Origin of the sequence: Mesorhizobium sp. M7A.F.Ca.ET.027.03.2.1, assembly GCF_003999175.1 — a bacterium.
GTDB lineage: Bacteria > Pseudomonadota > Alphaproteobacteria > Rhizobiales > Rhizobiaceae > Mesorhizobium.
Genome location: NZ_RZOM01000389.1, coordinates 1 through 5,106, shown reverse-complemented (window position 1 = coordinate 5,106; position 5,106 = coordinate 1). Strand labels below are relative to the sequence as shown.

Sequence of the window (5,106 nt, the reverse complement as noted above, 5' to 3'; positions counted from 1 at the left end):
ACCGGGGACAGAGCCGGCTCCCTGCCGACCTCCTTGAGGTTGGTTCCGCAACCCGACAGTACGGTGACCGCGCACAGGACAAGCATTTTCCGGATCATGACGGATCTACCCTTCGGGCTGCGCTGGCCATAATGCCGGTGAGCGTCGCCGCCGCCTTCTGGTCCATTTCGTTGAGGATGACGCTCGCCTTGCGTGAATCGAGCTTCATCAATATGGCCGCAGCCAGATCGGCGTTGACGATGGCCAGCCGCTCGGCGGCGGCGTCGGGCTTCATGCCGGCGTAGATCTGGACGACGCCGTCCTCTGCCCGGGCCAGGAAAACCTCGCGTCGCTTCAGCCAGGTCTCGTACTCGGCTTTCTTTGCATCGAGCGCTTTCATGCGCTCGTCAATGCCGGCCTGGAGCCGCTTCAGTTCCTCCGCCTGCAGGACATAGCGGCGGTCGCGGGCGGCGTCGGCGATGTTTGAGCAGAAGCGCTCGATCTCGCTTTGGTCCGGCGCCTTTTCCCGCGTCAATTGCTGCGGCGCCGCGGCCACCGGTGCTCCCGGCAGGACCTGGCGGACCGTCTCCTCGCCGCGCGCAGTGTCGCCGGCAAAGGGCAACGTCGCGAGAATGGCGGTCGCGAGCAGGATCGCAGCGGTGCGGTGTCTTTCGTGGTGTGAGAAAAAGCGCGTCATCGGCATCGCCTATTGCAGAACCAGGTCGGCCTGCAGGGCACCGGCCGATTTGATGCCCTGCAGAATGGCGATGATGCCATCCGGCTTGACGCCGAGGCGATTGAGGCCGGAAACGAGGGTCTGGAGATCGGGTCCGTCAAGCACGGCAACGCGGGCGTCGGGCCGGCTGGCGTCGATGGCGGTGAATGGTTCGATGGCGGTCTCGCCCTTGGAGAAGGGCTCGGGCTGGACGATGCGCGGCGCTTCGGTGATGCGCACGGTGAGCGTGCCGTGGCTGATGGCGACACGTGAGATCTTGACGTCATTGCCGATGACGATGGTGCCGGTGCGCTCGTCGATCACGACACGGGCCGGCGTGTCGGATTCGACCACCAGATTCTCGATTTCGGCATAGAAGCGCGCCGCCGAGACACCCTTCGGCCTTCTGATCTGCACGGTGCGAGAATCGCGCTCGGCCGCCACCCGCATGCCGAAGCGCTGGCCGGTGTAGTCGTTGATGGCGTCCGCGATGCGGATAGCGGTCGAGAAATCGGGATTGCGCAGTTGCAGCGTCAGGATCGCCTGATCGTCGAATTCGGCCTGGACGGCACGCTCGACGATGGCGCCGTTCGGCACGCGGCCGGAGGTCGGCACGCCTTGCGTCAGCTGCTCGGCCTGTCCCTGGGCGGTAAAGCCGGACACGATGACCGAGCCCTGGCCGACGGCATAGATCTCGCCGTCCGCCGCCTTCAGCGGCGTCATGATCAGCGTGCCGCCGGAAAGCGAGGTCGCGTCGCCCATCGAGGAGACGTCGATGTCGATGCGGGCGCCCGATTGCACGTAGGGCGGCATGTTGGCGGTAACGATGACGGCGGCGACATTCTTGGCGCGTGCACTGCCGCCTTCGGTGGCGATGCCGAGATTTTCGAGCATCGCGCGGATCGACTGTTCGGTGAATGGCGAGTTGCGCAGGCTGTCGCCCGATCCGGCAAGGCCGATGACCAGGCCGTAGCCGACGAGCTGATTGTCGCGCGAACTCTGCAACTGGGCGATGTCCTTGATGCGCGCGGCCACCTGGCCCGGCGGCAGCGAACTCGGCCCGGTCGAAACCCGGAACATGCGGCTGGTGGTGGCCGGATCATATTCGGGATCGCTGTAGACGCCGCCATTCTTGGCGGCGAGCTCGCGCTTGGCCTTCGACGTCAGGCCGTCGGCCAGCGCCGGCTGCAGGCCAAGCACGGCTGCCAGCATCAGGGTAAGCCCGCGCATCATGACGCGCTGACCTGGATGGTTCCGTCCGCCATCACCGTGCCGGACAGGATTTTGCCGCTGTCGATGTTGCGAACCTTGACGAGGTCGCCCGCAGCTCCCGGCTGCAGCGTCACGGCGGTGGCCGAGATCGTCAGCCCGCCGGCGATGAAGAAGATCTGCACGGAAGCACCCTGTTCGACCAGCCAGGCCTCGCGGATGGCGGTGGAAGGAATGTAGCGGCCGGGCAGCAGCGTGCGCTTGGCGACCTTGCCATCCAGTTCTTCGGCTCGCGTGGCGACCGCCTCCGGCTTGTGCTTGCCGACGATAAGGGTGACCTGTTTCAGGGCAGCCAGGTTGATGGTCTCGCCGGGATAGATTACCCGGCTCGGAATAAGCACCACCTCGCCGCCAGCTTGATTGCTGGCGATCCGGGTGGCCGATTGGTTGGCCGACTCCTGGGCAAAAGCCGGCATCGTGCCGGTCACCAGCGCAAGGATGAGCGCGGTGCGGCGGAATGCGGACAGGAGGCCGGGCGTCGACATCATGCGTTACCTGATGTTCTTGGAGACCACGGAGGCCATGTCGTCGGCGGCCTGAATGACCTTGGAGTTCATCTCATAAGCGCGCTGCGCCGAGATCAGTTCGGTGATTTCCTTGACCGGGTCGACGTTGGAGGCTTCGAGATAGCCCTGCTGGATGGTGGCAAAGCCGGGATCGCCCGGCACGCCGACATTCGCCGGCCCCGAAGCCGTGGTTTCCTGGAACAGATTGTCGCCGAGCGGCGCCAGGCCGGCCTCGTTGGCGAAGTTGGCGATCTGAAGCTGACCGAGGTTCTGCAGGTCGGTCTGGCCGTCGATGCGGGCGAAGACCTGCCCGGTCTTGTTGACGATGACCTCGACGGCATCCCCGGGAACATTGATTGCCGGAATGACGGCAGCGCCGTCGACCGTCACGAGCTGGCCGGTGGCGTTGGTGTTGAGAGCTCCGGCGCGGCTGTAGAGCGTGCCGCCGTCGGCACCCTCGATCTGAAACCAGCCCCTGCCGGTCAGCGCCAGGTCGAAACTGTTGCCGGTGCTGGTCAGTTCGCCCTGGGTGTGCACGTTGCGCACGGCCGTCGTCTTGACGCCGAGGCCGATCGAGACGCCCTCCGGCACCAGCGAGGCGTTGGAGCGGTTGGGCACGCCTTGTGTACGGTCGACCTGATAGAGCAGGTCGGAGAATTCGGCACGGGCGCGCTTGTAGCCGGTGGTGTTGATGTTGGCGATGTTGTTGGCGATGACTTCCAGATTTGTCTGCTGGGCATTCATGCCGGTGGCGGCGATGGCGAGTGCTTTCATGGCGGAATTCCTCAGATGCCCATTCGACTGACTTCGAGATAGGCGGAAACCACCTTGTCGCGGATGGCGACGGCGGTCTGAAGCGCCTGCTGCGCGCTCATCACGGCGTCGACCACCTGACGGGTGTCGGCGTCGCCCTTGAGCGCCTGCAACGATACCTGCTCGGCATTCTGCAGCGTGTTCACGGTCTTGGAGGCTGCCTGGCTCAGCGCCTCGGCGAAGGAGGTGCCGATGGTGCCGCCGGCCGAAGGTGTCGCGCCGCCCTGGAGCAGGCTTGTGGCTGCGTCGTCGCCGCCGATCGACGGCTTGAACTGAAGCGCTCCGATACCGCTGATCATTACTGGTTCCTCATCAGGTCGATGGTCATGGAAATCAGGTCGCGGGCCTGCTTGACCACCTGAAGGTTGGCCTCGTAGGAGCGATTGGCCTCGGTCATGTCGGCCATTTCGATCAGCACGTTGACGTTGGGCATCTTGACGTAGCCCTTCTCGTCGGCGGCCTCGTTGCCGGGCTGGAACTCGACTGGAAAGTCACTGGGATCTCGATCGATCGAGTTCACTGCAACCGTTGAACTGCCGGAGGCCCGGTCAAGCTCAGAGACGAAGCTGATGGTCTTGCGGCGATAAGGATCGGAGCCGGGCGCGGTGCCGGTCGACTGGGCGTTGGCGAGGTTTTCGGAAACCACGCGCAGGCGCTCCGACTGGGCGCCGAGGCCGGATGCTGCGACTTTGAGGGCTGCGGTCAGTGCGTCCATGGTCAGCTCTTCACCGCCATCATCATCATCGTATGAAACGCCTTGACGATCGCTGTGTTGAGCTCGAAGGAGCGGCGCACCTCGCCGGCTTTCAGCAACTGGTCTTCCAGAACGACCGAGTTCTTGGACGGCATGACGACGCCGTCATTCTCCTGTGGCTTGATGGTGAAGCCGGCATTGGTCGCCGCATTGCCGAGATGGCCGGCCTGGGTCGCCTGCAGCGATACGGCAGCGCGGTCGAGCACCTTTTCGAATGGCTCGACATCGTTTGCCGTATAACCTGGCGTGTTGGCATTGGCGATGTTGCCGGCGACTGCCGACTGGCGCACGGCCAGCCATTGCGCTTGCTTGGCGGCGAGGTCGAAAAGGGAAACGGGCTCCATGGGAATCTCCGAGCAGGTACCCAGAGACTAGGCCGCCAGTCTTGCGCGGGCCTTGCGGATGGCGGGAGCCGGAGATCGTTTATCTGGAGAGTTCGATCACCCGGTCGGCACTGGTGACCATGACCCATTTGCCGTTGCGCTGCTCGATGGAGGACACCTGACTGGAGTCAGGCAGTATCGAGCCGCGCTGGACGATCCAGAGGCCAGCGTCGTCCTGGATCATGGCACGGCCGTTAGCGACATGAACCATGCGGAATTTCGCCGCGTCGGCCGGAAACGGTTGCTCGTCGGGTGCGGCTGCGGGATTGGCATCGTCCCGCACCGTCCCCGTGGCAAGAAGATCGAGATTGGCCGCGGGAATATCCTTTGCCGTCAGCGGCGCGCTGCGTTCGGCGACCACGCCGCCGCCCGCTCGCCCGGAATTGGAGCCGGTGCCGCCGAACTTCATCGCCTGGACGCCAAACTGGTCCTGGTTGAAGAAGATGTACCAGGGGAACAGGGCGCAGATCAGGCCGAGCGTGATGCCGAGCGCGGCTATGACGAAATCGCTGCGTCGGTCGGACTTCTTCTTCAGTCGGGGAAACGGTGCCTTTGGCGGCTGCGGCCATTCGGTGCGCGGGAACAGCCCGTCGATCAGCGAGTCGCGGCTGGCCTGCGTCATCTCGGCAGCCACCGCCTGGGGAGCCCGGGGCAGAGCGGGTTCGACGGGCCTGGCCAGATCAGGAT

The 5,106-nt window shown here is 64.7% G+C and carries 8 protein-coding genes and 1 pseudogene; all 9 read right to left on the bottom strand.

Annotated elements, in window-relative coordinates; all coding sequences use genetic code 11:
- A pseudogene (locus EN750_RS17795) lies at window positions 1-98 on the bottom strand (flagellar basal body L-ring protein); the annotation flags it as partial.
- Window positions 95-676, bottom strand: a complete 582-nt coding sequence (locus EN750_RS17790) for a MotE family protein (RefSeq protein ID WP_127397194.1) — start codon at window positions 674-676, stop codon at window positions 95-97. The gene EN750_RS17790 and the pseudogene EN750_RS17795, both read right to left, overlap by 4 nt.
- A 9-nt stretch (window positions 677-685) precedes the next feature.
- Window positions 686-1,927: a flagellar basal body P-ring protein FlgI gene (locus EN750_RS17785; RefSeq protein ID WP_127397193.1), complete on the bottom strand. Its 1,242-nt coding sequence runs from the start codon at window positions 1,925-1,927 to the stop codon at window positions 686-688.
- A complete protein-coding gene (flgA, locus tag EN750_RS17780; RefSeq protein ID WP_127397192.1) occupies window positions 1,924-2,451 on the bottom strand; it encodes a flagellar basal body P-ring formation chaperone FlgA in 528 nt (175 codons plus the stop codon). Before flgA ends, EN750_RS17785 begins: the two co-directional genes overlap by 4 nt.
- A 3-nt stretch (window positions 2,452-2,454) precedes the next feature.
- Window positions 2,455-3,243, bottom strand: coding sequence for a flagellar basal-body rod protein FlgG (gene flgG / locus EN750_RS17775; RefSeq protein ID WP_127397191.1), 789 nt, complete (start codon window positions 3,241-3,243; stop codon window positions 2,455-2,457).
- Between the two features lie 11 nt (window positions 3,244-3,254).
- Complete coding sequence (locus EN750_RS17770) at window positions 3,255-3,581, bottom strand: flagellar hook-basal body complex protein FliE (protein WP_127397190.1); 327 nt, start codon at window positions 3,579-3,581, stop codon at window positions 3,255-3,257.
- Entirely contained in the window at window positions 3,581-3,997 is a 417-nt protein-coding gene (flgC, locus tag EN750_RS17765) for a flagellar basal body rod protein FlgC (protein ID WP_013529797.1), read from the bottom strand. Before flgC ends, EN750_RS17770 begins: the two co-directional genes overlap by 1 nt.
- Window positions 3,998-3,999: 2 nt before the next feature.
- Window positions 4,000-4,380, bottom strand: a complete 381-nt coding sequence (flgB, locus tag EN750_RS17760; protein ID WP_027038255.1) for a flagellar basal body rod protein FlgB — start codon at window positions 4,378-4,380, stop codon at window positions 4,000-4,002.
- Between the two features lie 79 nt (window positions 4,381-4,459).
- The coding region (locus tag EN750_RS17755; RefSeq protein WP_127397189.1) for a hypothetical protein at window positions 4,460-5,106 on the bottom strand (647 nt) is incomplete at its 5' end.

Excerpts from the sequence above, each read along its gene's own strand:
- EN750_RS17790 (WP_127397194.1), bottom strand. The coding sequence starts at position 676 with ATGACGCGCTTTTTCTCACACCACGAAAGACACCGCACCGCTGCGATC.
- EN750_RS17785 (WP_127397193.1), bottom strand. The coding sequence starts at position 1,927 with ATGATGCGCGGGCTTACCCTGATGCTGGCAGCCGTGCTTGGCCTGCAG.
- flgA (WP_127397192.1), bottom strand. The coding sequence starts at position 2,451 with ATGATGTCGACGCCCGGCCTCCTGTCCGCATTCCGCCGCACCGCGCTC.
- flgG (WP_127397191.1), bottom strand. The coding sequence starts at position 3,243 with ATGAAAGCACTCGCCATCGCCGCCACCGGCATGAATGCCCAGCAGACA.
- EN750_RS17770 (WP_127397190.1), bottom strand. The coding sequence starts at position 3,581 with ATGATCAGCGGTATCGGAGCGCTTCAGTTCAAGCCGTCGATCGGCGGC.
- flgC (WP_013529797.1), bottom strand. The coding sequence starts at position 3,997 with ATGGACGCACTGACCGCAGCCCTCAAAGTCGCAGCATCCGGCCTCGGC.
- flgB (WP_027038255.1), bottom strand. The coding sequence starts at position 4,380 with ATGGAGCCCGTTTCCCTTTTCGACCTCGCCGCCAAGCAAGCGCAATGG.